Genomic DNA, 26,000 nt, shown 5'->3' with positions numbered 1-26,000 from the left:
TTGGGCGCGGCGGTTGCTGCGCTTGCTACGGAGGCAAACATGACGACCATTCCTCACCGGAAACTGCGCAACCAGAGCAGCAAAATCCTGGAGCGCGTTAAGAACGGCGAAACCATCGACGTCACGAACAACGGCGAAATAGCCGCGACCTTGATCCCGCCGGCGGCGTCACCTTTTGAGCGGCTACTGCTGGCGGGACAGGTCCGTCCTGCTGCCAAGGGCCCAGTCGATTTCCTGACACTTCCGCGAGTCACGTCCGAAGTCGACACGGCTGAGATCCTGGCTGACCTCCGAGGGGACCGTTGATCATCTATCTGGACACGTCGGCTGTCCTCAAGCTGGTGGTCGAAGAGGCGGAATCATCCGCAGCCGCCCAATACCTTTCGGAAGCTGGAGCCCAGGGGCACGAGTTGGTGGCGTCGATGCTGCTCTATACGGAGCTTCATTGCGCGGCCCATCGCCGGGGATTTCCCCGCGAGCCAGTCAATACGGTTCTGGGTGCCATCAATCTGGTCGATGTTGCCCGCTCGGACTTGATGTACGCGGCGGCCTTGCCGGCAGGCTTCGAAGCGCTGACGCCATTCATCTGGCCGCAGCCATCCGGCTGCAGTCCGACGTTATGGTGGCGTATGACGCCCAGCTGCTGACCGCCGCCGTCGAGGCAGGCCTGAACGTCCGCTCCCCCGGTGGTTGAGAGCGCCCGGTCGTTGAGCCTGTCGGGTCCCCCGGAAATTGTCACTGTCGCCGTGTAGCTCAGGAATCACCGCACCCCTGCATGAGGACACTTAGTTGATGGTGCCGGCGTCGTATTGAAGGGGTGCCTCGGTCGCGCCGGGAATGACTGCCGCAGGGGTCGGGGCGATGTGAAGACGAGTGGAGAACGCGGCGACCAGGGCAAACAGGAAGGCTGCTGCCGCGATGGCCAGCGCTATCGCTGCGACGGTTCCGTAGCCGCTGACCCGGGGGTCCAGGAACGGGTAGGGGTACCAGTCGACGATGGGACCGCGGATCAGGCTGTAGACCAGGTAGAGCAGGGGGAACCCGAGCCAGATCAGCGAGGTGCGGACGGGGACCCTGGTTCTGGGCAGGTCAACAAGCCAGTCGATCACCATGATGGTCGGGATGGTGTAGTGCAGGACGACGTTGATCCAGGGGATGGGCGTGTTGACGTCGATGTTGCTCAGCAGGAGGTTGTAAACGATCCCCGTGATGGTCATGTAGATGGTCGCAGCTCCGCGCAGGAGTTCAAGCCAGCGGGGACTTTCGCCCTTCCACGCATACCGGCCGGCGATAGCCAGGGTGATGACGGCGATGATGTTTGATTCGATGGTGAAGTAGCTGAAGAAGTTCCCCGCAGAGGCGCCGGGAACATTCTGGAGCAAGTGTGTCAGCTGGAAAAATATGGCCAAAAATCCGAGCAGGGCAAACCAGAATCTGAAGAGGGCGAGACCTCGATTGGGTGTCATATGGAGATCCTATGTGGCCAGGAAACGCCGAGTCCCCAGCTAATGGTTATTGTGACGGCCATTAAACGGCTTTGTGGTCATAATTATGAGCACTAGATGCGCGGCCGTGGCCTGTCGAAACCCCCGGGCCGGGAGCTGGGACTGGAGCCCTGCGCACGCCAGACTCTGGAAGCAGTACAAGCAGCTGGAGGCGCTGCCGCCGGGAGACTTCATGCCCGCCTTCATGATGCTGGGTGTATTGCCCGACGTCGTCCTGCCGCCTTCGCCGCCCGATCCCCCGCCGCCGCGGATGGCCAAGCGCCCGGCCGGCATCAGCGCGTTCCTGCAGACGGACACGACCTATGACGGCCGTTGAATCGCACCGGGCGTTCCGGCAGCGCCGCACCGCCGCGTTCCAGACATAGCACGAGAACATGCCCCTGCGGGCCTCGTCCGTGCCGGCCGGGTTCGACATGAAGAGGTGCTGACGGCAGGCGGATGTGCTGTTGGAAGGCTAGGGCTGGACAACATTCACGAGTTCTGACCGTTTTCCTGTCTGCAGGTCCTCGGTAAGGACCAGCGCACCGACCTCGGGGCAGTGATATTTATGCTCCCGGGAATTCTTTTCAAGCGGCGTCCAGTCGTAAACCTTGACGCAGTCGGTGTAGGTGCGGGTTTTCGTGGAGACGGTCTCGCCGGTAGCGACGGTGTCCCGCTTATCTTCTGCATGACCAACGTAAAATTCCTGCCTATAGGAATCGCCAACGCGCTGCTCGGCCTTCATCCAGATGCCGGCTTTTGCCCCATCTTTTCCGTGGAGAAAGCTGCCGGAGTGGTCCAGCAACATCCCATTCCAGTAGTTGTTCACGTCCTCGCCGAAGTACCACACGTCACCGTTTTTGTGTTGTGCCAGGTAGTCCCGGGTTTCCTCTACGAGCTGCCCGTTCTTGTATTCCTTATCTAGATAGACAACCGTCTCAACGCCCTCTATGGTCTTGGTCTCCTGCAGGATTTCGATTTCAATCCTCTCGGTGACGCTTCCTTGCTCGGTGGTCTCGTAGGTCATCTTTTTGCCGACGGGGAGGGCAAAGTGTTTATTAGTGATTTTGGTGGTGAAATCGGCAGGGTTGATCTGCGGACTGTACTCCCCGGCCCTGCTCCTTTTGGTGTTTTCGGAGAACAGAAGTGCCGCCCCGCCAGCAATCAGCAGCACGACGATGAGAGCAAAGAATATTTTGGTTCGTTGATTCATGACCTTTCCCACTCCTTCTAAGTAGAAATTCCTGTAGGGGTCAGAGCACCGTTGCTTGCCCATGGCCATAGGAGAAAGATAATGCAGTCCGTCTTGAACCTGAACCCCCTCGACGAACACTCCGCATGGAGAGTCACCGCCCCGTAACGTCAGTGAAGGTACGATCTGTCCTGAACACTTCGCGCCTATCCAGGACGGAGTGCCGTGGGCGTGACCCCGGGCTGCCGTAGCATCCTGATTTTTCCGTTCTTGTCCTCGCGGTTTTCTAAGTCCCGGAATAAACTGCGATTATCGATCCCCACGATGAATGAGCAGGACTGGTCATGAAACTAGATCGCTCCATTGTTATCAACAAGCCTCCATCGGTCGTTTTTGATTTCGTCGCCGTGAACCACCTGCACAACCATCCACGGTGGGATCCCCACATGGAGCTTCAACAGCTCACGGACGGACCTGTCGGCATCGGCACACGGTATCAGCGCCGGCACACACGGATCGGCGCCCCCATCGAGGGCACGATGGAGGTCGTCGAGTTCGAACCAGGGCAGTCCATGGGCTTCCATATTCATGACCAAACACCCAACGGGCCGCTGGAAGTCCGCTCACGCTCAACCCTGGAGCCCCTGGACGAGGGCGCCAGCACCAGAATGACCATCTATCTGGACATTCCTGCCATGGATGCTTCGATGGACCCGACGATGATCGAAGGCAGCCTCCGCAGGATGAAGGAACTCATCGAAGCCGAAGCCTAGGCAAAGACCGGGCCAACCGCGGTGGTTGAGCCTCTCGAAACCACTGCCGGCCGCCGCGCTGTCCGGCCATTGCCGCTCCCCTACCCCGGGAACCCAAAGCAGGGGAAGAACTCCTCCACACCCGGGCGGGCAATTTCGATGCAACGCGCCTTCACCTGTTCCAGGACTGCATTGCTGTCCGTGCCTGCAGCCGTCAGTCCGTTGACCGTGACCGACACATTTGCCGTGGCGGCACGCCTCAAATTGTTGTCGGTTGAGTTGACGTTTCCCACGCCCGGGATGTTCTCGTGTGAGCTGAGGGTGTCATGCTCGAGCGGGCCGGTGCCGGTCCACGACGCCGAGAGGCTGATAGTGACGGGGTTGCCGTCGCCGTCGGTGCCGGCAAGTTCGGTGGTGATGGATGCACTGGTCAGTCTCGGATCAACCTCCAGGGGTGCAAAGTTCTGGCCGTCAGCCTGGAACAGCACCACGCCGCGGCCGGGCGCCGCACAGACGTCGCTGATGCGCACGAACACGCTGGTCAGGCCCTGCTTGTTCACGGGGCCGGGCTGGGCAGCGAACATGCCCACCATTGAGGAGACGAAGATTTCGGTCCGCTCGCAGCCGACGGTCTCGACCACCGCTGCAGAGCCATGCGACGACGAAATCGTGTGGTAAATATTGGGAGCGGCTCCGGCCGGTGCCGCACTCAGGGCCACCATGGCCGCCGTGGACAGTCCGATGAGCAAGCGTTTCATGACGACTCCTTTGTCCGCTTCTCTCAGGTTAGGCCTCCCAAATAAGGCAGTCCATAGGGGGATGCATCCAGCCCATTCTTTAGAGCAGCCAAGGCCCCCGGGCCCCGCTGCGAGGCGACGAATTCGCCGTCGTCGTTTCTGCATAACGACGACGGAGCTCCCCCAACGGGGTGCGTCGCCGAAGGGAGCACTGGGGGCAAGGCGGAGGGGCGCCCTGCCTGATCTCTCTGCTAAATGCAGCTGGGCTGGTAGGCCGGATCAGCGGGGCCGGAAGCCTTACCCAGTGCGTGGGCCACGATCTGGTGCACCACGGGGTCGTTCGGCGTCTGGTCATGTTCGAAGAGATCGGCCGGGCACTTGTCCTGGATGGTGATGTTTGTGACCTGCCGTGCCGGGCCGTTGAGGAACTGGCTGTGGTAGGGAATGACCACTTCGTCGTAGACCGTGGAGATGACGGTGTAGGCAGGCCCCGCAACGGTGTCGCCGATGGAGTTGAGCTTCTGCATGAATGCCGAGCCTGCCTGCTGGTCGGCGCAGGCAGCACAGCCCAGGCCGGTGTGGTCCGGATCCGGGATAAAGCCCGGCGGCGGGACGATCACGCCCTCCGTGCCGTGGTTGGAGGGTGCGATGCCGATGAGCTGATGGACATGCTTGGCTCCGCCGAGAAAGCCCATGTAGTAGCGGGGCATCATGCCGCCCTGGCTGTGGCCCACCAGATTCACTTTCTTGGCGCCGGTGGCAGCACGTACCGCGTCCACGAACGGGGCGAGTTCCTGTGCGGATTCGGCCACCGGCGCGGTGGCGTACACGCCGTTCGTCTCGCCGTAGTTCAGGGCGAAAACGCAGTACCCGGCGCTCTTGAGGTACGGCGAGAGGGTAGACCAGTTCTTCACCATGCTCTCGAAGGTTCCAGGCACCAGAATGACCGGATACGGATGCTCGGCGGTTGGTTTGCAGGACCAGTCGTTGGCTCCGGGCGGGGAAATCTCAACAACGTCCGCTTGGGCGGGAGCCACGGCCAGGGACCCGGCGAGGACGGCGGCCGCGGCGATAGACAGGGTTTTGGTAAGCAGTGACATAGAAACCTCATTGTTTGTGTGTCAGCGGGGGGCCGGCCGTGGATCTTCGTGTCAACCAGGGCTTGGGCTAGGGATACTCAAATGTACGCAGCCCGGAAGTCCATATGGAGTTGGCTGCACGGATGTGCGCGAAGAAAGCTGCCAGCCCGGGCCCTCCTGCGAAAGGGTGAAACCCTCGTTCGCCTCGCTATTACTGGTGAGTAGCTTTCGCTCAGGCGTTTGGGGCGGAGAGGATCGCCAGGAGCACCTGCACAAACGTTCATGGCCCGGTACGCCTGAGAGGGAACTGCCACCAGGCGCCGCTTGTCCAACAAACGCATCAGACCGGTAGGCTGGGTTTCCGAACACCACTAAGCGAGGCATAACGTGCACGAGGACGCCGTCCGGTTCCTGTCCCAGCCGGTGGAGGCACAGCCCGGCTCACCTCTCCGGGTTGCGGTGTACTCCCGGATCGCTGAGGCCATCCGCAACAGCCTGCTGACGCCCGGCTCGATGCTCCCCACTGAAACGGAGCTCGGCGCGGACATGAAGGTCAGCCGCACCGTGGTCCGCGAAGCCCTGATGCTGCTCGAGGAGGACGGGCTCATCCGGGCCCGCCGGGGCGTCGGCCGGTTTGTCGCCGACACCCTCCCCCGCATCGGCATCGAGCGGATCCGCCCCTTCGAGGAAGTCCTCGGCGGGCCCGGCCAGCACCTCGAGATCAAACGCATCCAACGGGAGCGGGAGCCCGCCTCCGAGTTCGTTGCCCCCGGCGTGGGCGTCGAGCCCGGCGCCGACTGCTGGCTTTGGGAGTCCGTCCTGATCCGCGACGGCGAAGCCATCGCCCACCTGCAGGAAAACATCTCGGCCCTGCCGGTGAGCCTGGGTAGCAGTTCCGCCCCCGCGACGTTGGAGATCGACGACGACGGCGGCACCCTGCTTGCCAGCCTGAACAGCCGCTTCGGCCGGGTCCTCGGGCCGGGCGAGTGCCAGATCAGCCTGAGCCAGGTGGGGCCCAGCCGGGCCAAGCTGCTGGACCTGCGGGCACCGGATCCGGTCCTCGTGCTGACGCAGTACGTCAGGCACGCGAACCGGCCCTTTTACCTGGCCAAGTGCCTGATCGCGGCACGCGCCGGGCACCTCTCCGTGATGCAGTCCCTCCAGTCCTGACCGACCCGGCCAAGAAGCCCGTTTAGGCGACCGCCGCACTCACGGCCGCTGCCGCCGTCGTACTTTCAAGATCCGCAAACCCCTGCAGCACCTCCACCAGGTGCGGCGCGAAGTCGCCGTCCAGCTCCAGCACCACACGGCACCGCGCTCCGGGCTGCTCCGGGTAACCCATGTACCGTCCGCGCATGTCGCAGACGGTCTGGCCGCGGCCGGGACCGTCGGTGGTGTCGACGTCGACCGTCACCACCGGGGCCACCGTCGCTTTGATGCCGCCCACTGCGAGGGCCGCGGCGAGGGGGTCGTGCATCGCCGAGCAGGCCCGCCCGAACTGGCTCTCGTAGAAGCGGAAGTAATAGCCCAACATCTCCCCCAACGCGCGGGGAACCGGGTGGCCGGCGGCGAGCAGTTCCTGCCGGTGGCTTTCCTCGAGCACGCTAGTCATGGTGACGTCCAGCGGCACCAGGGTCACGTCCCAGTCGGCGGCGAGCACGTCCGCGGCGGCTTCGGGGTCGTTGGCGATGTTTGCCTCGGCCACCGGCGTGATGTTGCCCGGGGCCAGGGCGGCGCCTCCCATGATGGTGATCTGGTCTACCAGCGTGGGCAGCGCTGGTTCCAGCCGGAGGGCTTCGGCGATGTTGGTCAGCGGGCCGATGGCGAGCACCCGGAGCGTGCCGGGGTGTTCGTGGGCGAGCCGGACCAGCATCTCGGCGGCGGTTTCGGGCGCAAGCGAAGCAGAGGCGGTCTCCAGCGAAACCCCGCCGATCCCGTTCTCCCCGTGCACCCACGGCGCCCCGCCACCGAACGAACCGGCCTGGGGGTCGTGGGCACCGAGTGCCACAGGAATGTGCGCGTGGCCGGCCAGCTGGAGCAGGTCCAGGGTGTTGCGGGCGCCGACGGCGGCACTGACGTTGCCGCTGACCGTCCCGATCCCCACCACTTCGGCCGTGGGGGCGGCGAGCAGGTAGGCCAGGGCGAGGGCGTCGTCGATCCCGGTGTCGCAGTCGAGGTAGAAGGGGTGGGTGGTGGGCGTGGTCATGCTTGGTTTCTCGTTTCGTTGGTGCTGGACGTGATGCTGGACGGCGTGGGGTTTAGAGCTTTTCGCCTTGGGGGGCGGCGACGAAGAGGCTGACGATGAACGCGGCGGCCGTGATGGCCACCGAAATCCAGAGGGCGGTGGCGTAGCCGCCGGCCGTGGCCTGGGCGGCGAAGGGCGCCACGAGTACGACGCCGAGGCTCGCCCCGATGCCGAAGGAGGCACCGTTGATACCGGGCAGGGCAGCGGGGGCTTCCTTGGGTGAGAGCAGCACCGAGAGCCCGTTGATAGCAGTGAGGAAGAAGCCGTTGTAGAAGATGCCGAGTGCCGCGACGGCGATCAGCACCGCCACCTGGTTGTCGGAGAAGGTGGCCGCAACAATTGCGCAGGCGAGGCTGAGTCCGGTGCCGATGCGGAGCGTTTTGATCCAGCCGCGGCGGTCGGCCAGCCAGCCAGCGAGCGGGGCCGCGAAGACGCCGATGAGGGCGGCCGGGGTAAGGAACAGCAGCGCGGACAGGGATGCGCTCAGGCCGAAGCCGGCGACGGTGTCCTGGCTGAGGAGCACCACGGTGAAGTTGATGATGGCGAAGATGCCGGCGAGGGTGAGGACGGTGGTGGCGATGACCGGCCAGACCTGGCGCGAGCGCAGGTGGTGGACGGCGATGAGCGGGTGGCTGCGCTTCTTCTCGATCATCCAGAAGGCGGCGAAGGACGCGACGGTGCCGGCGAGCAGGGCCAGGGTGCTGGGGGCGGTCCAGCCGGCGGCCGAGCCGCCGGAGACGAAGTAGGTGATGAAGACCAGGAACACGGACAGGGATCCTGCGCCCCACCAGTCCATCGCGCCGCGGATGCCCTGCGGGCGTCCGGCCGGGACGATCCTGATGATGCAGATGGCTGCTATGGCCGTCAGGACGAGGACGACGACGAAGATGGACCGGAATCCCAGGGTTTCGGCCATGAGCCCGCCGACGTAGCCGTCCACGCCGCCCACTCCCCCGTTGATGGCGGCGATGATGCCCACGGACGTGCCGAACACTTTGGCCTGCAGGTTTTCACTGAGCACGATGTAGGCGAGCGCGAAGACCGCGCTGGAAACGCCCTGCAGGAACCGGCCGGCAACGAGCAGGGGCAGCGTGGGCGCGGCGATGCAGAGGATGGTCCCGGCGCCCATGATGCCCAGTACCAGCAGCAGCGCGGCGCGGCGGCCAATGAAGTCGCTCCAGCGTCCGATGACGGGTCCGGCGATGGCGCCGGCGAGGAAGAACATGGACTGGACGGGTGCTGCGCTCTCGGCGCCCTGGCCGAACGAGGCCGCGATCTGCGGCAGCGCCGGGGTGACCATGCTGGCGTTGAGCTGGAAGGACAGCACGCCGAGCAGCAGCGTGGAGATCAGCAGGGCGGCGCGGCGCCCGCCGAGTTTTTGTTCCCCACCGGCGATGGCCGGCGGCGAGGTGGTGACCGGGGTTGGGGTGTTCACATCAAACTCCTTTGTTCTGCAGGGCGGTTCCTGCCCTTGGGATGTGAGTTGTTATACAACCATGTATGACGAACAAGTACAACCATGGCGTACACTATTTCCTAATTCGGCCGCTTCCGGCTTCACCTCGAGAGAGACTTCCCATGAGCAATCGACTTTCTGCCGTCACCGTCGTCGGCAGCATCAACCTGGACCTGATCGCCACGGCCGAAAGGCTTCCCACGGCCGGCGAAACCATCGGCGGGGCCGTGCTCTCCGAACAGCCCGGCGGCAAGGGCGCCAACCAGGCCGCGGCAGCAGCTCGTCTGGGCGGCAGCGCCCGGATGGTGGGTGCGGTGGGGAACGACGCCCAGGGGCGGCGGATGCTTGACGCCTTGGTGAGTGCCGGCGTCGACACCGCGGGTGTCGCCGTCCTTCCCGACGCGACGGGCACCGCGCTGATCGTGGTGGACCGCGACGGCGAGAACCAGATCGTCGTCTGCCCGGGCGCCAACTCCAGCCTCTCTCTGGACGGCGTGGAGTTCGGCCCGGACGAGACGGTGCTGTGCCAGCTGGAGGTGGGCCTGCCCGTGGTGCTGGAAGCCGCCCGTCGCTCCTCCGGTTTCTTCGTGCTGAACGCGGCCCCGGCCTTGGACCTGCCGGCGGAGCTGCTGGAGCGCTGCGACCTGGTGATCGTCAACGAGAGCGAGTACGAGCTGATTCCGGCACTGGCAGAAGCGAAGCTGGTCGCCGTGACGTACGGCAAGGACGGCTCGGCGATGTTCGAGCATGGCCGGAAGGTGGCCGAGGCGCCTTCAGCTTCAGTGACGGTGGCGAACACCGTGGGCGCCGGCGACGCGTTCTGCGCCGCCCTGGTCCTGGCCCTGCGGAACGGGCTGGACTACACCCGGGCCCTGGCCGTCGCCAACGCGGTCGGCGCGGACGCCGTGGGCGATCCCTCTTCCCAGCCGGAGTTGGCACGGCTGAGCCACTACATCCAGCGGACCGAGCGAGCCGCGGACAGCGCACGGTGAGCGTCGCATTAAGGCGGGCGACGCCGTCGGACTTTCCGGACGTCCGCCGGATCACCCGCGAGGCGTACCTCCGCGCCGGGCACTTCACGGCGGACCATCCCTACATGAGCGTCCTGGAGGACGTGGAACACCGCGCCGAGCACGCGCAGGTGTGGGTGGCGGAGGCCACCGGGCAGGTGGTGGCGGCGGTGACGCTGACGTTCGCCGGCCAGCCGTACAGCGAGATCGCCACCGACGGCGAGCTGGAGTTCCGGATGCTCGCCGTGGACCCGGCGCGCCAGGGCGGCGGCGTGGGGCGCTCGGTGGTGCGCAAGGTGGTGGACCACGCCCGGCAACTGCCCGGCATCGAGGCGATCAGCATCACCAGCGCCACGTTCATGGAACGCGCCCACGGCCTCTATGAGTCGCTGGGCTTCCGGCGCGCGCCGGAGCGGGACTGGTACGTGCCGGGCGAGGACGTGCTGCTGTGGGTGTTCCGGCTGGAGCTATAGGGCACGGGCCGTAAGGCACGACGGCGGCACTCGCCATTGGTGCGCGTCTCACCGGCGACGCACCAGCACCGGTATGGCAGCCCGGACGCCTTGGTTGATGTTGGCGTCGCGCACACGCGATGCGTACGCACAAGGCTGGGTGGCAGAGTGGAACACGCTCGTTAACAGCGGTGACATCAACCGGCTTGTGGAGGGCATCTGTTCGTTAAGGCGCTGGTTGAGCACGGCTTGGTGGACCCCGCCCTCGTCGCCGAGCGGTTGCTGACAGTGACCAATGACGACGTTCGCCGGGACCGCGCCCTTCCGTGGATCCGGAGCGTGCCCGAGATCTGACACGAAACCGCCTCGGGTTCTTGGCTGGTCTGGCATCCTTCTGGGAGCGGCCCCCGGTGGTTGAGCTACGGATGCACCAGCACCTTCACGGCCATGTCCTTGTTTGCTCGACGCCGTCCTCGCCCGGGACGGCATGGTCATTGCAAGCGGGCACAACGAACGAGTTCAAAACGCCGATCCGATCGCGCACGGAGAAATGTCCGCGCTCCGCGCAGCCGGCCGGCAGAGGAGCTACCGCATCCTCGGTAGACGTGTTCTGGCTGGTCAACTTTGTCACCTTGGGGTTCAGCATGTAGTGCGTTTTGTAGTCGAACGACGACTGGCCGTCTTCGCCCTGCACAGTACTCTGCTCGCGGGTGTTGGTCGTGTAACTCACCGGAGGCAAGGGGGCCGACGTCGCTTTTGAGTGCGCCGGCGTGAACGCCGTGCCGGACACCATACCTGCCACCAATCAGACAGAAGGTGAGGTCGCATTGTCAGTCGTCTTAGGTGATTTCAATCTCCTGATTGCATATGTAACAGCCACTCCACCAAGGACTAATCCGAGCGTGATTACCCAAACAGAGTTGATCGCTCCCGCGACGACCTTACCCTCCGTCGGGTCTTCGAATGTACCCCCAACAGGGGCAATAGTGGCAGCGCTACTTGGTGATGGGGCAGAGGTAGAGTTCACTGTCGCTGTTGACGACGGTGTTTCCGAAGATGTCGTTTCAGGTTCCTGGGTGAATTCATCCACCACAGCCTCGGGTGAATTCACACCAGGTTCAGCCACCGTCATTTCCTGCGCCGCATTGCCAGCAGCAGGGATGTTTTGGGTGGAAGCGGCTTCAATCTGCTGGGAGGGAGCATAAGCCCGCGCAGGAGCCGGTTGCGCAGGCGCTGGTGTTGGTGCAGTAGTAGCAGGTGCCGGGGCAGCATTAGTCGTAGCAACGGGAGCTTCAATAGCAGTTACGGGGGGAGCTTCAGCAGTGGAGAGCGTAGAACCTGCTGATCCCTGCAACCCGCAATGCGTACCTACCCCTGCCCATGCAGCACCAGGTTGGAGATTCAAGCAGGAGGGAGCAGCCTGATTAGGCGCGGGGATGAATAGCAACCTGTTAGGGGTTGCGCCCTTACTGGCAGTGATTACACCTGTCGTCGCGTTATTGATCATCGACTGGTGAACTTGTGCGGGGGATAACGAAGGGTCACGGGAAAGCAGGATTGCGGCCGCACCAGACACGTGAGGAGCAGCCATTGAAGTACCGTCCAAAGTGTTGTAGCCGGTAGGAGCGTTGCTCCAAGCAGACCTGATGGATACTCCCGGCGCTTGAATATCGACGCAGGAGCCGTAGTTAGACCATGACGCTTGAGCGTCGTTAATATTCGTTGCTGCAACGGTAATAGCAGTCGGAACTCGCGCAGGAGAAGTAGCACAGGCATCCGCGCCGGAGTTGCCTGCTGATGCGACTACTGTTATCCCGTCGTTCACAGCGCTTTGAACGGCTTCGTCAAATGAAGCATTAGTGAAACCACCAATACTGAGGTTTAGTACTGCTGGCTGACCAGCCACATGGTGCTGAACTGACCAGTCAATTCCTGCCATGATCGTTGAAGCCCAACCGCTTCCATCACACTCAAGCGCTCGGATGGGGATGATGCTGGCTTTCCTGGCAACGCCATATGTTGTTCCGGCGGCGGTTCCAGCGACGTGCGTCCCGTGACCATTACAGTCATTGATTCCATTACCATCATGAACTCCCCACCAGACAGCAGGAACCCTGCCGGAAAATTCTGTATGGGAAACATATAGCCCTGTATCAACAATATAGACGTTCACCCCAGCACCTTCATCACCGATGCTGTACTGTCCGTCTCTTCCTGATCGCTGATCTACTCGGTCAAGCCCCCAAATGGAAGTAGTGCCAGAGATTGAAACGGGAGTGTCAAGTTCAACTGAGGCCACGTCTTCCGATTCTTTCAGGGACTCCACTTCCCTAGGTGTCGCTACAACTACCGAAGCTTTCATAGCGTGGGAAAGAGTCGCCTTAACTTCAATCCCTTGTTGCTGCAGGGACTTAGACTCCGCTTCTGCATTCACATCATTGCCATATTTCACAATATACCTCTGCTCTCCTTCGGGTAGAGCAGAGGAGGACGAAGGAGAAGGAAAGGCTGGAAATGGCGGATTGGTTGCAAGATCAGCATGAGCAACAGCAGGGGCTAGAGATAGAGCTATTGATGCGAGGAATACAGATGTAACGGCTTTAAGGAAATAGGGCGGTATTGACATCTGCATTGTTCTTTCGTATAGAGGATCCCCTTATCGCAGGAGCAGCCATAGGTGATTGACGAGTATTAAGAGAAGCAGCATTACCGTGAGCCATCCAAGTGACAACAAGGAAGTTCCAGGTCTTTGACCTCAGCGAACTGCTTGTCGAACTATATAGTCCAGCACGAACATCTTGCCGCAACTGTAGGCGCCTTCGATACCCCTGGCCATGGCGGTGAGCTCTTCGTTATCTCTGATCCAATCGGGGCAAAGGCCCGCCGCCCACAATCACGCGCCGAGCACGTGGTCCGCACGCACCACGAATGGGCCAGCATCGCGGCACCCATTACCGATCCGGCAACCGGCCGGCTGCCTGGCGTGCTGGATGTCTCGGGGCCCGCCGGAATCCCTCAGCGCGGACATCCCCTTCGCATGGTGATTCCGCGGATCGTGGCGGGTTGCGATGGAAGATCTCACCGCCGAGATGGGATTGGGAAGCATCTCTCTTCCTCTCCACAATCGGCTTCCGGACAATCCCGGTGTCCCGGTGGGCAGCTGATTCTTCTAGGGAACTCCAGCCGCGGGTTCATCACAATGCCACTAACCGTTCCCGCGAACATGGCGGGCGCACTTGTCATCAATGCACGTCTTGCCGCGGCCATCGCCTATCTGCGCGGGTACGACCCCAAGGATTGCGAAGACCATCGGCATCAAGGTTGGCCAGAAGGTGGCCATGGAGGCGATCAAGAAGATCCCGATCGCGCTAATTCGCGAGATCAACAAGAAGGTCGGTTTCATGCTGCTGGCCAAGTACGGCACGAAGCGTGGGCTCGTTGTCTTGGCCAAAGGTATACCTCTCGTCGGTGGAGTGGTCGGCGGCGCAGTGGACGCGACCATGACCAGCGTTATCGGCCGCACCGCGAGGGCGATGTTCCGCGCGGACTGATCGATTGGTTTTCTAGCGGTCACCTCAGCCTCAGCGCCGAGCAATCCTCGATGTACTGGCCCTGAAGCAGTCAGTCGGCAGCTAAAGCGTGACGGGATGGTGCCCGAGCGCGCTTTCATGGACAGCCTGCACTGGAGTGGAGCTGGCGACTGGCGCCGCCCTGGACCCTAGTAGCGGCCGACGGCGCCGACCCGGTCACGTGTAGAAGGCCAGCCACGCCGGGGTTAAGGTGGCCACCGTCGGCGCAACCCGCGGTAACGGACTCAACCGGCCCTCGTATGATGTGCACATGACGGCACCGCAGATCTATGTCAGCTTCCCCGGAACTGCCCGTGAAGCGCTCAGCTTCTACGCGGACGTTTTTGGCGGTGAACTCTCCATCCACACCTATAAGGAATTCAGCCGCAGCGACGGGCCGCCGGACGCCATAGCCCACGGAATGCTCAGCGGCCCAGTCGCTTTAGGCGGATCCGATGCGGCAGCTGGCGAGACGAGCGTCCGGGTCGAGGGCATCATGCTCTCCTTGCTCGGGACAGCCGAACCGGCGGTGCTCCACGAGTGGTTCGACAAGCTTGCGAATGAAGGCACTGTAGTCGATCCTCTTTCCCCGAGGCCCTGGGGCGCTTCTGATGGCTAGGTCATCGATTGTCACGGACTGCACTGGCTGATCGGATACGAGCCCACGACCTGAGCACCGGCATTTGCGAAGCCGACCACGCCCAGACCTGGCTCAAGAAATCCTGGCCGCCGCGGCAACAGCGTCCACGTCTTCGCGGACTCGTCCAGGGCTGGGCTTGTGGCCGTTCCACGCGAGGGCGCCGCTGTCAGTCCGCTGGGCCCTGGTGACGGACGACGGCGCCGACCCCGAGCAGGTGCAGAAGTTCCGGGACGCAGGGCTTGCGGTTGAGGTGGCTGCTGGCGTTGCCGTCTCGTCTAGGCTTTGCCCTTGGCCCACCAGAGGAATTCGGAGGCGTGCTGCTAGTTCTCACACTACCTAACCGAGTTCGTGGCGCCGCTCCATGGCCCTGGGCATCAGCCCGGACCAGCACAGCCCCCGGCACCTGCACGACGCCGCCGACGTCCTGGAACTGCGGCGGGAGCACCGGCTGCAGCAGGTCATGCCGGCGCTTCAAGACCTGCTGGCCGACGATTCCAGCTCCGGCCGGCACCTGCTGGTGCTGACCGACGCCCGCGGCGAGATCCTGTGGCGGGTGGGCAGCCCGGCGGTGCTGCGGCGGGCGGACCGGCTGGAGTTCTCCGAAGGGGCTGACTGGTCCGAGGCCGGGATCGCCACCAACGCCATGAGCGAGGCGCTTGTCACAGGCCGGCCGGTGCAGCTGTTCTCCGCCGAGCACCTGATCCGCACCCACCACGAATGGGCCTGAACGGCGGCGCCCATCACGGACCCTTTGACGGGTAAGTTGCTGGGCGTGCTCGACGTCTCCGGACCGCTGGACACCCTCAGCGCGGACACGCTGCGGATGGTGCGGTGCGCGGTCAGGGTGGCCGAGTCGCTGCTGGGAACTCCCGACGGCGGGACCGCTTTGGGTGCCTCTCCCGTTCGCGCGTCCCGGCAGGCTGTACGGCGGCCTTCTGTTGGCGTGGAGTCGCTGGAGCTTCTTGGGGACAAACCGGCGGCAGTGTTCCGGGACGGCAGCCGGGTGCCGCTGACGCTGCGCCGGGCGGAGATCCTTGCCCTGCTGGATTCCCGGACCCAGGGCTGGACCGCCGAGGAACTGGCCTACGAGCTCCACGGCGACGCAGGCACGCCGCGTGCGATCCGCACCGAGATGTTCCGGGTCCGGTCCGTGCTGGGCGATGCGGTGGAGTCGAACCCCTACCGCCTTGTTGCGGGGCTCGCCGGGTGTTCCGATGCAGGGCTCGTGCTGCAGTTGCTTCGCGAGGGCAGGGTTGCTGAGGCGCTCGACGCTTACCGCGCGCCCCTGCTCAGCCGTTCCGGGACTATGGCCGTGCAGCTCCTGCGGCACCGGTTGGACCTGGCGCTGGGGGCGGCCGTGCGGTCCAGCGCTGACACCGGGCTCATTATCCGGTGGCTGTCCACGGATATGGGCTGCGTGGATTTTGCGGCAGTCGAGGTGCTGGGACAGCTGGTGGGACGCGGGGATGCGCGGTATCTGTCGTTCCGGGCGTCCGCAGTTGGGTGAGTCCTGCCCCATTGTTGAGTCCGTCGAATCCTCTCCCAGCAAATGTCTAAGGAACACGACAACCTGCACCACGCCCCAACTCTTGTCGCCAGGTGGAATCGGTGAGCCCCAACGAAGCCGAGCAGAATCCCCAGGATCCCAGCGCTAATCGCTTTGCTTAGCCTGTTACTCCCGAGGCCTCAAATGTCCAGGCAAGACCGCATCGATTTTGACGGTCAGCTCGGCATGGCCTTCAGTCGGTAGCCCATAATAGGAGATCGTGTAGGACAACGCGTTATAGAAGGCAATTACTCCCAAAGCCAGCAGCTTTTCGAGGAAGCCTACGTCGATTTTAAGGACAGTCCCGAGATATTCGCCTTGGTCAATGAACTTCCGCAGTTGGCGAGCTTGGTAAAGAGATGCATGAGTCCCACTCGATAGAAACGAGTAAACGCCTTCGGATTTCTCTTTGCTCAAAGTGCCGTTGGCATTTTTCTCAATCAGTTCAAACATCCACGACACAGCTTTTTCCGGGGACGGCAGAACTTGATTCGAGATCGTCCGCCCCGGCTTACTTTCGCTCAAATCATCCTTCGTGGTGTCGGGGAAAGCAGCAATTGCACGAGCACGGACTGCAACCCAACGCTGCTGCGCTTGCTCGTAGGGGCCGTCATGCTTGGAACTCATACGGCCGGCAGCGAATTTTGCGAACTCGCAGCTTGCGAACTCCTCGAGATAAGCCCTAGCCAGAATGTCGTCTTCGGTCCCTGAGCCGTCACCAAGTACCCATATTGCATGCGCACAGTATTCCAATACTGACCGTACGAGTGGCAGCGGCGAAAACATCACCTCCCCATGACGGTATACCGAAGCGAGGCCACCCAAGTGATGAGCCGCAACCTCCAGGTATGTCACGACCACTTCAGACACCAAGTCGAAGCCCGCAAGAATGCCTTCGCTGTTTGCAGGATCTTTCCCAGCAAGTGTGTTTTGAGCTGAGGAAGCGGCTGAACCCGACGACGGTTGCCATGCACACTTGGCTAGGGTAAGAAACGCCGTGCGGCATGCCTCCGCAAGGTCAGCCAGTTCTTCTACGCGCGCAAATTCATATTTTGAGCTATTCTCCATGGGGCGACCCTACGGCAGGGGTCGTCACTACTGATAACCGACGATGCCGTCTTGTTCCAGAGGCGGACCACGGCGAGGGACCGAATCCGACAAAATGGATTTTCAAGCTACTCCTAGATCGCGTATAGCCAATGGGGTGTATGCGTCACCGCTGTCCTCTCGCACTAACTAATCTGGACTCGGATTCAAATGCGTGTCGGGCGATCACATCTCGCGCCGCAATACTGAGCCGTTCTCAACTAACACAATTCGAGTGAAGACACCGTCCGGCATGGCAAGACGAGAACAGCCACCCGAGAGCACTTCAATGCCAAGCTCTCATGACCAGAGGTCAAAGCAATACGAAACCACTTTGCTACAGCGAGGGGAACCATAAAGCGACTGGCTATGCAGTTCGAGGACTCCAGAACCACGATCATCACGATCCGCCACAACAAGACACATGGCGAACTCCTGACACATGACTCGTCATCCTGAAAGTGCCAGCGTCGAGCGCCAAACCGCCAAATGCACGCTGAGACGCTACTGTTCATTTCATGGCAATTATTCGAAGTTTAGAGCCCGGCAACTCAGCAGTTCGCTTGCATCGGACCGAAGTGGACTGCACGTATCAGTTTTTGGACGACGAGACCTACGGACGGGTTCTGCACCTCGCGACTTACGGCTCCGACGATCGCGCATCCCCACCAAAGGTAAGCCAAGTCATACAGCTCGATGAACTCCATGGCCACAAGCTGATCAAGATCCTTCAAGAGCTTTTCCCGCGTCCTGACCTCGGGTAAAGCAATTCTGCCGTACTGCCTCGGCGGCCAGGTATCCATCTTCCAGCAACGTGATAAGAACCGGCAGTACGGCAACGACGAAGGCGCTGGCGACGGCTGGAAGAAGCACGTCGCCGAACGCCTCGCCGAGGACCGCACCATCACCGGCGCCGAACATGAGAAGTGGCTGTTGGACAGGGTCAAGAACTCCATCCAGCACTGGGACATCCTCGGCCAGCAGGTGTACTTCGCCGAACGCGACCGTAACAAGGCTCCCGAGATCGACGACGTCTCCATGGACGGGTGAAACGGCTACGCCTCATCCCGCCGACGCATACCCTGGGCGGGGTGGACGCGAACGTCCGCAACGCCGTGGTTCTCACAGGCGACGTCCACCGCAACTGGGCCAACGACGTCAAGGTGGACTACAAGGACCCGGGCCTCCCCCGTGGTCGGCGCAGAACTCGCCTGCACCTCGATTACCTCCACCGGCACCGGCTCCATAGCGGGTAATATGATGGCAGGAACCTGGCATTCGAAGTTCTATAACGACAGGCCCAGCTACAAGAACCCAGACCTCCCGGACGCTCTCGACAAGCCCCACTTCACCGGGGGTTCATGCGCATGTCACATACCAACCTCAGAGGTCAATTCAGTTAGCACTCAGGGCTGAAGACCTACAGGGAGACCCAAAATGGCCCGAGTTGCCTGGTTGAGGCCTACAACAGGGTTTAGGTTGCCGAACACCCTAGCCGGCAGGTCGATTCTATATGTGAGAGAACCGACATCAACATGTTCATATGCGAGGACATCCGCTCTGCGAAGGACTGAGACGTTGTGGTCCGTCATGTCGTAAGCACGGACGAAAATAATCGCGAATGATTGAGTGAATGGTGGATCATTCGACATCGTCTGATGGTCGTAGCCAAACCCGGATCCTGAACCATATTCCCTCAAGTGCGCGAGAAAGCCGCAAACCCCATTTTGTCGACCGACCGATTCCAGCCGTGCAATGATTTGGTTGGCAAGCCACGGTACGGTGAATGAGTTCTCGTGCGGAGTTGTTGGCTGCAGGCCGACGCTCACGAGGTAGAGTTTGGCCTCATCAATACCACCCGTCGCGCCGTCGCTCAACTCAATCTGATGCATTCCTTCGATCTGGTGCGTGGAGGTCGCATTTGTTGTGGTCTTTACTTCGGCCCCGACGGTACCCCAGGTGAAGTCTCTTAGAGACTTCTGCCAGCCGGACCACGCTTCGATTACATTGGCGACGTCAACGTCGTCCGCCTGTTGGCAGATGGCGTTGAGTAGCAGCAGCTCGCCAGCGAGTCCGATGAATGCCGCGTCGGAGAGCCGCAGGCGCTCGATGGCGAGTTCAATGACAGGCTCCGCTTTCTTAAAGGCCTGCTCAAGATCGTCGTCCGCGCCGCTTCGAAGCAGTTCGGAGCAGAGGAAGGCAGCGACTTGAACGAAGTGGCCGGCAGCTGGCAGCAGCAGGCGGTTGGCCCTGAATGCCGCATCCTGGGCGTCCAGATGCCACCAGGGCTGGTATTCGATTGCCTCCCTAATGGTTCGCGATGCAGGATTCAGTTCTGGGCCTGCCAAAAAGATCTCTATTCGATCTTGAGGCGTTTTCGAAATGCCTACGACATGTGAATCGGTGATCCAGCGGATGTTGCGCTGCGTCGTCGTATCTGGCCGTGCAAGTTCATGTATCCACTCCAGCAGTTGCTCGTAGCTCGGCATTCAGTCCATACCTCCTTAAGCCACGGTTGAACGAAGCGGCTGAACATATGCGGCAAACTGGTCGGGCCCACCGGCCGGGACGCACACTCCGACAGCGATCGTTGGGTAGGCCTGATCAGGCAACTGATTCACGTAAAAGAGGATTTGGCCGTCAGAGCCAGCAGGACGCCAGGTTTCCTCACCTGCCACTACTTCTGGGAGATCTTCTCCTCGGTGATAAAAGTCGAAGTATTCGTCCCCCCTATAGTCTGCCGGTCCTGCGTTGGGGTCGTTCGCTCCCCAAGTCGTTGCGATCTGACTGCCGACGACCGCCTTCTGCGTCACAGGGACGTCGAATGGTAGGGCACCGAGCGGGCCTCCGGCGGCTGAACCGCTGCCGTAACGAATGCCAACCCAGAACCTTGGCTGATGCCGTCTCTTCTCTTCCAGAGAGACCATCGACCACAGTTCGTCACGTTTGCCTGTTACGAACAGGCCGCGAACAAGGCGCGAAAGGCATTCTTCCCACAGCCGAAAGTACGCCGGGATAGCGTAAGGGCAATCCTTGCGTACCAGGGAATCAGAATCACCCGACGGTTCGGCGGGGCGGTAAAGCCGCTTGCCAATTGGCAAGGGCTGAATCGCGTTCACCCTTGCCTCCACCTGGGACCAGAGCGCGCCCTGCCAATTGTCCGAACCAGGACGGTAGGAGTCGTACTTCAATTGGTCAAGAAGATCGGCGGCCTGAGCGAGTGACAGAGACTCGGTGAGAATGCGCCCACGCACGCGGTTCCTGACTTCTACATCCACCGAACGCGCCTGTTGGAAGAGGTCGGCGACGAGTCGTGCATTGGGATCCTCATGGTCACCACTGTTGATCAAAGGAATGAACGGTTTGCGGCCGGGAAATAGCGGCTTGTTGCCTATGTTAGAAATCTTCCCGGTGGCCAGAAATTCCTGTCCCTGAAGTACCACGGGGCTAGGAATTACCAGATTATCCTGCATCGCGTCGGTAATTACGGCCCGCAGGGCTTCGTCGACGTCGTGGTAATCAGTGAAGAAATCGATCTGTTGCTGGGGTGCGAAGATACGGCAAAGCTCGATGTGCGAGCCGCGATAGCCGAACCATCGCTGCATCTGCATCTGAGTGTCCGCGAGGGGGCTGTTGGAGGTGCGGAGGAACAAGGTTGTCGTCAGCCCTTCAAGGGTGAGTCCGCGAGCCATAACGTTACCGGACACAAAGATAGTGGACAGGTCTCGCGGGGCTCGCCATGTTCCGTCTTCATTCTGTAGCGCGGCGTACTCTGGACGATCATCGGCCGTCACGTCGCTGTTGACAACCGCAACCCTGGTTCCCGGGATAATCTCATTCGTCAGGATGTCTTTGACCGTTTGCCAATCAGGTATTTGGCGTGGGCTTGGAGTGTTGAACTCAAGGTGGATTCTTTGAGCAGAGTCACTAAATCGGTCGATCCAAACTGACCATTTTTCCTCCTCCGCATCCAGCTGGAAACTCAGGGATTCGGGGAGATAACTGTCGCCGGATGTTAGGCGAGACCTTGCTTCTTCCCGACTGGTAGTCCCGGCCCAAAGTAGAACGTCCTCCGCGGTTCTAAAATGCTCGTCAACCAGTGCGGACGGGTGAATGAGCATGGCGTGAGGTCTAGATACAGCGGCCGTCACTGCATCGGCGGATTCGAAGTCGGTCCGGGCTGCTGCGACAGGTCCTAGCCTTTGGCTGTCCCAATGAATACGAATTGCCCCTGCAACAAGGAACGCCCGGATGGAGTCCGCCAGGTCTTCGGTGGGATTCGTTGTCGTCGGGATACACAGGCCCGCTTCGCGTCCCCGGTGGTAATAGGTCTCTCCGCCTGTGTAGTAGTCGTTGATTCCCCTGGGCTCAGTGAAGGTAGATGACCTCACGGACACGCCACCGCGGTCCAGTGGAGTACGGAGAGCCACTAGGAAATCCCGCGGTGCTAGTGGGTTGTGTTCGTCTTGTAGAAAATTTGCCTGCGGGGTTGCGGTGTAACCGACATAGGTGGCGAACAGATTTGCAGGTGCGGCTTGGGAGGGAGGCGCCCAGAGGTCGACGATTGCCCGGGGAATCTGTTTGAGATTGCCATACAAAGGGTCTTGCGACGCCTCAACGTTTGCGTCAAGGATTGAGCCGTCGTCGGCCTCATCATCGAGAACGAGCATGTGCGCGGGCCGGTTCAGTTCGCTTATCACGCCAAATACAGACTCGCTTAGGCTCCGGCGGAGGGCCTGGAGATGCCCGGCATGCTTTAGGGCGACCACGATAATCGGTTGCCGCCTGGCCATAGCCCTCTGCACACGCACCGGCGTAAGTTGGTAACGCGCTGCAAGCGATATGGCCGTTGAGGGTGGTGTTTTTGGCAGGAGGATACGGCGCCTTTGCTTGTCCGTAGAGTCTTCACCTGTATCAAGTTGCAGTTGTAGCCGATCGAGTGTCTGTTGCCACAACGACAGGCGCGTGCCCGCTAATACCACAACGATGTCGACCTTACGGTCGAGCGAAAGGGCGGCAACGCCCAGCATCGAGGCGGTTTTGCCTGACTGCACAGATCCCATGACCAGACCGCGTCTGGCACGACTGGCTGGCCACACCTGCGCTGAAGGGTCGCCCTGGCCGAAAACGCCGCGATTGACAATGTACTTGCAGTCAGCCTCGAGGACATCGCGTGAAGTCTCGCTTAGCCCACTTAGAGTGGCGGTGTACCGCCACCACCACGTGTCTTCCTGCGGACTTGAAATGCGAGGGTGTGTATATACAGTTTCAGTTGGCAAGTGATTACCCCACGGAGAATTATTTGGTGTCATTGCCCAGAATGGCCATCAGGGAATCGACACCCGATGAACCGAAGCGATTTCTGATCCTGTCCGACGCGTCTTTTGAGTCGACTTCCAGCAAGTCGACGACTGCTTTTGCAACTCGCGCAATAAAAATCCATTGCGTTTTGGTCTGAGTCTTCTTTGGGCGTGCCCACACGGATCTTTCTTCACCTAAATCGGCAGTGGCGGAAGCCTCAAAAATGGCCTCGGCGGCAGCCTCTATTTTTCCCTCGACGTGGTCCGGATCGGCCGCATATGCGATGGCGACGCCCAATAGCGAGCCTACGAGTTGGAGTTCCTGCCACTTCTGCCCAGCGTCACCATCTTTGAACTTTGGGGACCAAAGTTCCTCATCATAGGAGGCGTGAATCTTTGCCGATGCAGCGACCCATCTGAAAAGTTCCGCGACTGCATCGGGCTTGTTGAGCGGGTCGTCGGCTTTATGCTTCGCTCGTTTGAGGAGATCGTCGATGTGACGTGCTGTTGATGGCATATCCTTGCCATTTGTTTCACCCAGCAAAGTGGCAATGATCCAGGAGAGAACCTTCGTTCGTCGATAACGCGACTCTCCAAAACCATAGCTTCGCAGCGTTGCACCGAGGTGTTCGACTTCCGGCCAAACGTCGACAAGAGCAGGCGAAATATCTTTAAGCTGGGTGCGAGGGTCGGAGTCACCGGCCGCAACCAGCGTCGCCCGGGTTAGTTGAAGTTCGTGGAAGATTGCGTTACGAATTTCCTCGGCATTCAGGTGCATTCCCTGCTTGTTGTAGAGGTTGAAAACCTCGTGAATCTGGCTCTGACTGGCTCGTTTGTAGAGGATGACCGGAATCTGGTAGTTCGGCACGCTCTCGAATAGGTCCTTTATCAGGACCTGCTCGTCAGCGGCGTGAATCACTTCCTCGGTAATCTGCGTGAAGTACTTGCCCTGAAGGGATTGCAGTGGGCCACTTAGACCCAGATCGCTGTTGCGGAGCTTGAAAGGGAAGAAGTATTCATCCTCAATCTTCGAACTCACCTGCTCGTGCTGCAATTTCTTCCACATGCGCTTGAAAAGTGGGTAATTCTCCTGGAATTCCTTCAGGAGAATTCCATTTTGGTCATGATGCTTGTCGGCTTCCCTGACTCGGTCAACGGCAAGGGGGTGTTTGCCTACAAAGCGGAGAATTGCCGTCAGACGCTGCTTACCATCGACAACCTCATATGGCTGCCTAGGATCTTCTGACTGGAGAAGAATAATCGATGGTAAGGGAATACCACGCAGAATGGACTCGATAAGCATCTGGCGGGCAGAAGCCCCCCAGACGTCACCGCGCTGGTAGGAAGGCGTGAGGTTGAGTTTTTTACCGGTGAAAGCGGAGATATACCAAGTCTTCGCCTCTGCGGACACCGGTTCTAAGGGTTCGGCGTGTATAGCCTCGGGTTCGTCCTCCCATGCGTCGATCCAGGCTTTGGTGGCTGCCGCACGGGAGACGGAGTCCTCTTCGTACTTCTGCACGAAAATTTGCTGGATACGGACTGCCTGATCGGCGCGCTCGTACAGGTGGCCCAGGGCAGCGATCGTGAGTTGCGGTGATAGACCGGAGCGGTCGATGGCTTCGACAGGGTCAATCCCTAGCGCCGACACAAGTTCAACACTAAATTCATCAGCGCTGATGTTGGAGAGTTCGTAGTCAAGGCGAAGCCATCCCTGAACATCAGCCAGCCGACTCATCCACGCACTGGAGGCGAAGTCGACTTCCGATGCATCAAAGGATCCGCCTGCCTGGTCGAAGTCGGTCGGCGTGTCCGCGACGACCGAGAGGGTCGCTAGTCGTTCTGCAATGTCGTTCTGCAACTGAACGGCGGGGTCATCGCTAAGGTCCTCGTCGAGTTGGTCGGGGGTTTCGGTCACGTTCGTGCCTCTCTAGAAAGTCTGAAAGTCCTCGGTTCAGGCAACCTTGGATAGCTTGTTTGGCCTGACGCGGGTTTTGAATCCGTCTAGCAGTGGTTCGGCGATTGCCTTTACAACCCGGGCGTTGACAGCATTGCCGAGTGCCTTATAAGCGGCCAATTCGCTAGTTGGAAGCTTGATACTCCCAAGGCTCTGTAATGCCGCACACTCCTCAGGGGACATGTATCTCCTGGCGCCAGCAATTTGAGCGCCAAGAATCGGAACCTGGGTTTGGGTCATAGCAATCAGACTGGGCGCCGTCGTGGGCTGCTTTACACGGATGCCGGAGGCCCGCACCTGCAGCACATACCTGTCGATGTTCCGTTCGCCACCCTGAGCGTTCCATTCAAACTTTTGGAAGCTGGATGGGAATTCCCATGGCCGCCACTCGTTCAGCCACGGTCTAATCCATGGTTCGTTTTCGCGGTAGAACTCCCGGTTCTGCCGAATAAAAGTCTGCTTCCAGCGAGGGAAGCTTAGGTCGCCTTCTCGTCGGGAGTGGCTGGGGACAAGAGCGTACTGCTCGGGGATCGAAAGGCCATCCAATTCGAACCCGAAGTTCCCCCGGACGTGAAGTCCGCTGAGCCCGCGCGGCCCTGTAGTTTCCCAGATCGCTGGCGGAGTCGTGTCCTGGTACGGGTATGTGGCCCCAAATTCCATCGACCAGAGCGGGAACGAGGGGAGCTTAACCCGACTAGGTGACCGGCGCAGGAAGTCGCCCCACATGTCGATCGCGCGAAGTGTCTGGGTTGGCACCGCACGCACTTTCTGGACATCATGGCGTAGGACCGATGTGATGTCTGTGGGTTTCTTATCCTTAGTCGGCCATTCGAAGTCGCCGAGGCCGTCCAATGAGCCAACGAAGTAGGCCCGCTCCCGGATCTGCGGAATTCCGAACTGGTGCGGCGAAAAGCGATTGATCGCTACCTGGTATCCAAGGCCCTCCAACTTATCGACAATCGTGTCTTTGGTTTTTCCGCCGCGGTGACGAAGGATGTTTGGGACGTTCTCGAGGATGAACCGCCGGGGCCGCTTCACCTCTAGGATGTCAAAGACCTTGAAGAAGAGGCGCCCTTGAAGGGTATGCTCGAAGCCGAGTTGTTCGCCCGCCTTTGAGAACGGTTGGCATGGGAAACCAGCTGCCAGCACATCGTGGTCGGGGACTATCGAATCGATGGCATCTACGGGGTCGAGGTCGTTGACGTCCTTCCACGCCTCGAGACCAAAGTTGTCTTTGTATAGCGCGTTGAGAGTGGGCTCCCACTCGGCCGCAAACACTCCTTCGCCACCCAATTCTTGGAGCGCCACGTGGAAACCGCCGAGGCCAGCGAAGAGATCAATGAAGCGGAACGCCGGCGTTCTCTGAAGCACGTACCAGTTCTCCAATTTTTAAGTCTAGGGTCGCGAATATCAAACTTCAGGATAGTAGCAACCGGTGACATCTAATGACGACGCGCACGACCCTGCCCCTCGAAACCGAATTTCGAGTCAAGTCAAG

At 60.8% G+C, this 26,000-nt stretch carries 23 protein-coding genes and 3 pseudogenes; 13 read left to right on the top strand and 13 right to left on the bottom strand.

Features of this window, described 5'->3' with window-relative positions:
- Positions 1-39: 39 nt before the first annotated feature.
- On the top strand, positions 40-306 hold the full coding sequence (locus tag ACZYZ4_RS14040; RefSeq protein WP_463861830.1) for a type II toxin-antitoxin system Phd/YefM family antitoxin: 267 nt from the start codon (positions 40-42) through the stop codon (positions 304-306).
- Positions 303-647 carry a PIN domain-containing protein gene (locus tag ACZYZ4_RS14035; protein WP_463861828.1) on the top strand — a complete coding sequence of 115 codons (345 nt, stop codon included), beginning with the start codon at positions 303-305 and terminating at the stop codon, positions 645-647. The genes ACZYZ4_RS14040 and ACZYZ4_RS14035 overlap by 4 nt, the downstream gene beginning before the upstream one ends.
- Positions 648-785: 138 nt before the next feature.
- On the opposite strand, the gene ACZYZ4_RS14030 is transcribed toward ACZYZ4_RS14035, so the two are convergent.
- A complete protein-coding gene (locus ACZYZ4_RS14030) occupies positions 786-1,466 on the bottom strand; it encodes a Pr6Pr family membrane protein (RefSeq protein ID WP_463861826.1) in 681 nt (226 codons plus the stop codon).
- A gap of 85 nt (positions 1,467-1,551) precedes the next feature.
- Between ACZYZ4_RS14030 and ACZYZ4_RS14025 the strand changes: the two genes are divergently transcribed.
- A complete protein-coding gene (locus tag ACZYZ4_RS14025) occupies positions 1,552-1,821 on the top strand; it encodes a hypothetical protein (RefSeq protein ID WP_463861825.1) in 270 nt (89 codons plus the stop codon).
- A gap of 138 nt (positions 1,822-1,959) precedes the next feature.
- Here the strand turns inward: ACZYZ4_RS14025 and ACZYZ4_RS14020 are convergent, their stop codons facing one another.
- Complete coding sequence (locus tag ACZYZ4_RS14020) at positions 1,960-2,766, bottom strand: hypothetical protein (protein ID WP_463861823.1); 807 nt, start codon at positions 2,764-2,766, stop codon at positions 1,960-1,962.
- 254 nt (positions 2,767-3,020) lie between these two features.
- Here ACZYZ4_RS14020 and ACZYZ4_RS14015 point away from each other — a divergent pair, with 254 nt between their 5' ends.
- Positions 3,021-3,449 (top strand): SRPBCC family protein, encoded by a 429-nt coding sequence (locus tag ACZYZ4_RS14015; protein ID WP_463861821.1) that lies wholly within the window; start codon positions 3,021-3,023, stop codon positions 3,447-3,449.
- Between the two features lie 80 nt (positions 3,450-3,529).
- Here the strand turns inward: ACZYZ4_RS14015 and ACZYZ4_RS14010 are convergent, their stop codons facing one another.
- Together ACZYZ4_RS14010 and ACZYZ4_RS14005 are read right to left on the bottom strand one after the other, a co-directional pair.
- Positions 3,530-4,186: a hypothetical protein gene (locus tag ACZYZ4_RS14010; protein ID WP_463861819.1), complete on the bottom strand. Its 657-nt coding sequence runs from the start codon at positions 4,184-4,186 to the stop codon at positions 3,530-3,532.
- A 230-nt stretch (positions 4,187-4,416) separates the two neighbouring features.
- Complete coding sequence (locus ACZYZ4_RS14005; protein WP_463861818.1) at positions 4,417-5,265, bottom strand: esterase/lipase family protein; 849 nt, start codon at positions 5,263-5,265, stop codon at positions 4,417-4,419.
- Positions 5,266-5,631: 366 nt separating this feature from the next.
- On the opposite strand from ACZYZ4_RS14005, the gene ACZYZ4_RS14000 reads away from it, so the two are divergent.
- Entirely contained in the window at positions 5,632-6,414 is a 783-nt protein-coding gene (locus ACZYZ4_RS14000) for a GntR family transcriptional regulator (RefSeq protein ID WP_463861816.1), read from the top strand.
- Between the two features lie 22 nt (positions 6,415-6,436).
- Here the strand turns inward: ACZYZ4_RS14000 and ACZYZ4_RS13995 are convergent, their stop codons facing one another.
- On the bottom strand, positions 6,437-7,450 hold the full coding sequence (locus ACZYZ4_RS13995) for a nucleoside hydrolase (protein ID WP_463861814.1): 1,014 nt from the start codon (positions 7,448-7,450) through the stop codon (positions 6,437-6,439).
- A 52-nt stretch (positions 7,451-7,502) separates the two neighbouring features.
- Positions 7,503-8,924 carry an MFS transporter gene (locus ACZYZ4_RS13990; protein ID WP_463861812.1) on the bottom strand — a complete coding sequence of 474 codons (1,422 nt, stop codon included), beginning with the start codon at positions 8,922-8,924 and terminating at the stop codon, positions 7,503-7,505.
- 143 nt (positions 8,925-9,067) lie between these two features.
- Here ACZYZ4_RS13990 and ACZYZ4_RS13985 point away from each other — a divergent pair, with 143 nt between their 5' ends.
- The 3 genes and pseudogenes from ACZYZ4_RS13985 to ACZYZ4_RS13975 all read left to right on the top strand — a co-directional run.
- Complete coding sequence (locus ACZYZ4_RS13985) at positions 9,068-9,937, top strand: ribokinase (protein WP_463861810.1); 870 nt, start codon at positions 9,068-9,070, stop codon at positions 9,935-9,937.
- Positions 9,934-10,428 (top strand): GNAT family N-acetyltransferase, encoded by a 495-nt coding sequence (locus ACZYZ4_RS13980; RefSeq protein WP_463861808.1) that lies wholly within the window; start codon positions 9,934-9,936, stop codon positions 10,426-10,428. Before ACZYZ4_RS13985 ends, ACZYZ4_RS13980 begins: the two co-directional genes overlap by 4 nt.
- Before the next feature lie 439 nt (positions 10,429-10,867).
- A pseudogene (locus ACZYZ4_RS13975) lies at positions 10,868-10,999 on the top strand (nucleoside deaminase); the annotation flags it as partial.
- A 213-nt stretch (positions 11,000-11,212) separates the two neighbouring features.
- On the opposite strand, the gene ACZYZ4_RS13970 reads toward ACZYZ4_RS13975, so the two are convergent.
- Positions 11,213-13,039, bottom strand: a complete 1,827-nt coding sequence (locus tag ACZYZ4_RS13970; RefSeq protein ID WP_463861806.1) for a S8 family peptidase — start codon at positions 13,037-13,039, stop codon at positions 11,213-11,215.
- A 706-nt stretch (positions 13,040-13,745) separates the two neighbouring features.
- On the opposite strand from ACZYZ4_RS13970, the gene ACZYZ4_RS13965 reads away from it, so the two are divergent.
- The 4 genes and pseudogenes from ACZYZ4_RS13965 (at position 13,746) to ACZYZ4_RS13950 (ending at position 16,123) form a co-directional block, all read left to right on the top strand.
- Positions 13,746-13,958 carry a hypothetical protein gene (locus ACZYZ4_RS13965; protein WP_463861805.1) on the top strand — a complete coding sequence of 71 codons (213 nt, stop codon included), beginning with the start codon at positions 13,746-13,748 and terminating at the stop codon, positions 13,956-13,958.
- 289 nt (positions 13,959-14,247) lie between these two features.
- Entirely contained in the window at positions 14,248-14,595 is a 348-nt protein-coding gene (locus tag ACZYZ4_RS13960; RefSeq protein ID WP_463861803.1) for a VOC family protein, read from the top strand.
- Positions 14,596-14,974: 379 nt separating this feature from the next.
- Positions 14,975-15,343: pseudogene (locus ACZYZ4_RS13955) on the top strand (transcriptional regulator); the annotation flags it as partial.
- A gap of 24 nt (positions 15,344-15,367) precedes the next feature.
- Positions 15,368-16,123, top strand: a complete 756-nt coding sequence (locus ACZYZ4_RS13950) for a hypothetical protein (protein WP_463861799.1) — start codon at positions 15,368-15,370, stop codon at positions 16,121-16,123.
- Between the two features lie 165 nt (positions 16,124-16,288).
- Here ACZYZ4_RS13950 and ACZYZ4_RS13945 read toward each other — a convergent pair whose 3' ends face one another.
- Both ACZYZ4_RS13945 and ACZYZ4_RS13940 read right to left on the bottom strand, forming a co-directional pair.
- The gene (locus ACZYZ4_RS13945) at positions 16,289-17,230 is read right to left on the bottom strand and encodes a hypothetical protein (protein ID WP_463861797.1); all 942 of its coding nucleotides are present in this window, start codon (positions 17,228-17,230) and stop codon (positions 16,289-16,291) included.
- Positions 17,231-17,968: 738 nt separating this feature from the next.
- Complete coding sequence (locus ACZYZ4_RS13940) at positions 17,969-18,169, bottom strand: hypothetical protein (protein WP_463861795.1); 201 nt, start codon at positions 18,167-18,169, stop codon at positions 17,969-17,971.
- On the opposite strand from ACZYZ4_RS13940, the pseudogene ACZYZ4_RS13935 reads away from it, so the two are divergent.
- Positions 18,071-18,562 (top strand): annotated as a pseudogene (locus ACZYZ4_RS13935) (alkaline phosphatase D family protein); the annotation flags it as partial. The gene ACZYZ4_RS13940 and the pseudogene ACZYZ4_RS13935 overlap by 99 nt on opposite strands.
- A 92-nt stretch (positions 18,563-18,654) precedes the next feature.
- Here the strand turns inward: ACZYZ4_RS13935 and ACZYZ4_RS13930 are convergent.
- From ACZYZ4_RS13930 to ACZYZ4_RS13915, 4 genes are all read right to left on the bottom strand, one after another.
- Positions 18,655-19,737, bottom strand: a complete 1,083-nt coding sequence (locus tag ACZYZ4_RS13930) for a PD-(D/E)XK motif protein (protein WP_463861793.1) — start codon at positions 19,735-19,737, stop codon at positions 18,655-18,657.
- A gap of 15 nt (positions 19,738-19,752) precedes the next feature.
- Positions 19,753-22,278 carry a Z1 domain-containing protein gene (locus ACZYZ4_RS13925; RefSeq protein WP_463861791.1) on the bottom strand — a complete coding sequence of 842 codons (2,526 nt, stop codon included), beginning with the start codon at positions 22,276-22,278 and terminating at the stop codon, positions 19,753-19,755.
- Positions 22,279-22,546: 268 nt separating this feature from the next.
- Positions 22,547-24,463, bottom strand: coding sequence for a DUF262 domain-containing protein (locus ACZYZ4_RS13920; RefSeq protein ID WP_463861789.1), 1,917 nt, complete (start codon positions 24,461-24,463; stop codon positions 22,547-22,549).
- Positions 24,464-24,499: 36 nt separating this feature from the next.
- Positions 24,500-25,888 (bottom strand): DNA cytosine methyltransferase, encoded by a 1,389-nt coding sequence (locus tag ACZYZ4_RS13915; protein ID WP_463861787.1) that lies wholly within the window; start codon positions 25,886-25,888, stop codon positions 24,500-24,502.
- Positions 25,889-26,000 lie beyond the last annotated feature (112 nt).

The organism is Pseudarthrobacter adonitolis, from assembly GCF_055412845.1.
This window is presented reverse-complemented; position numbering and strand designations above follow the sequence as displayed.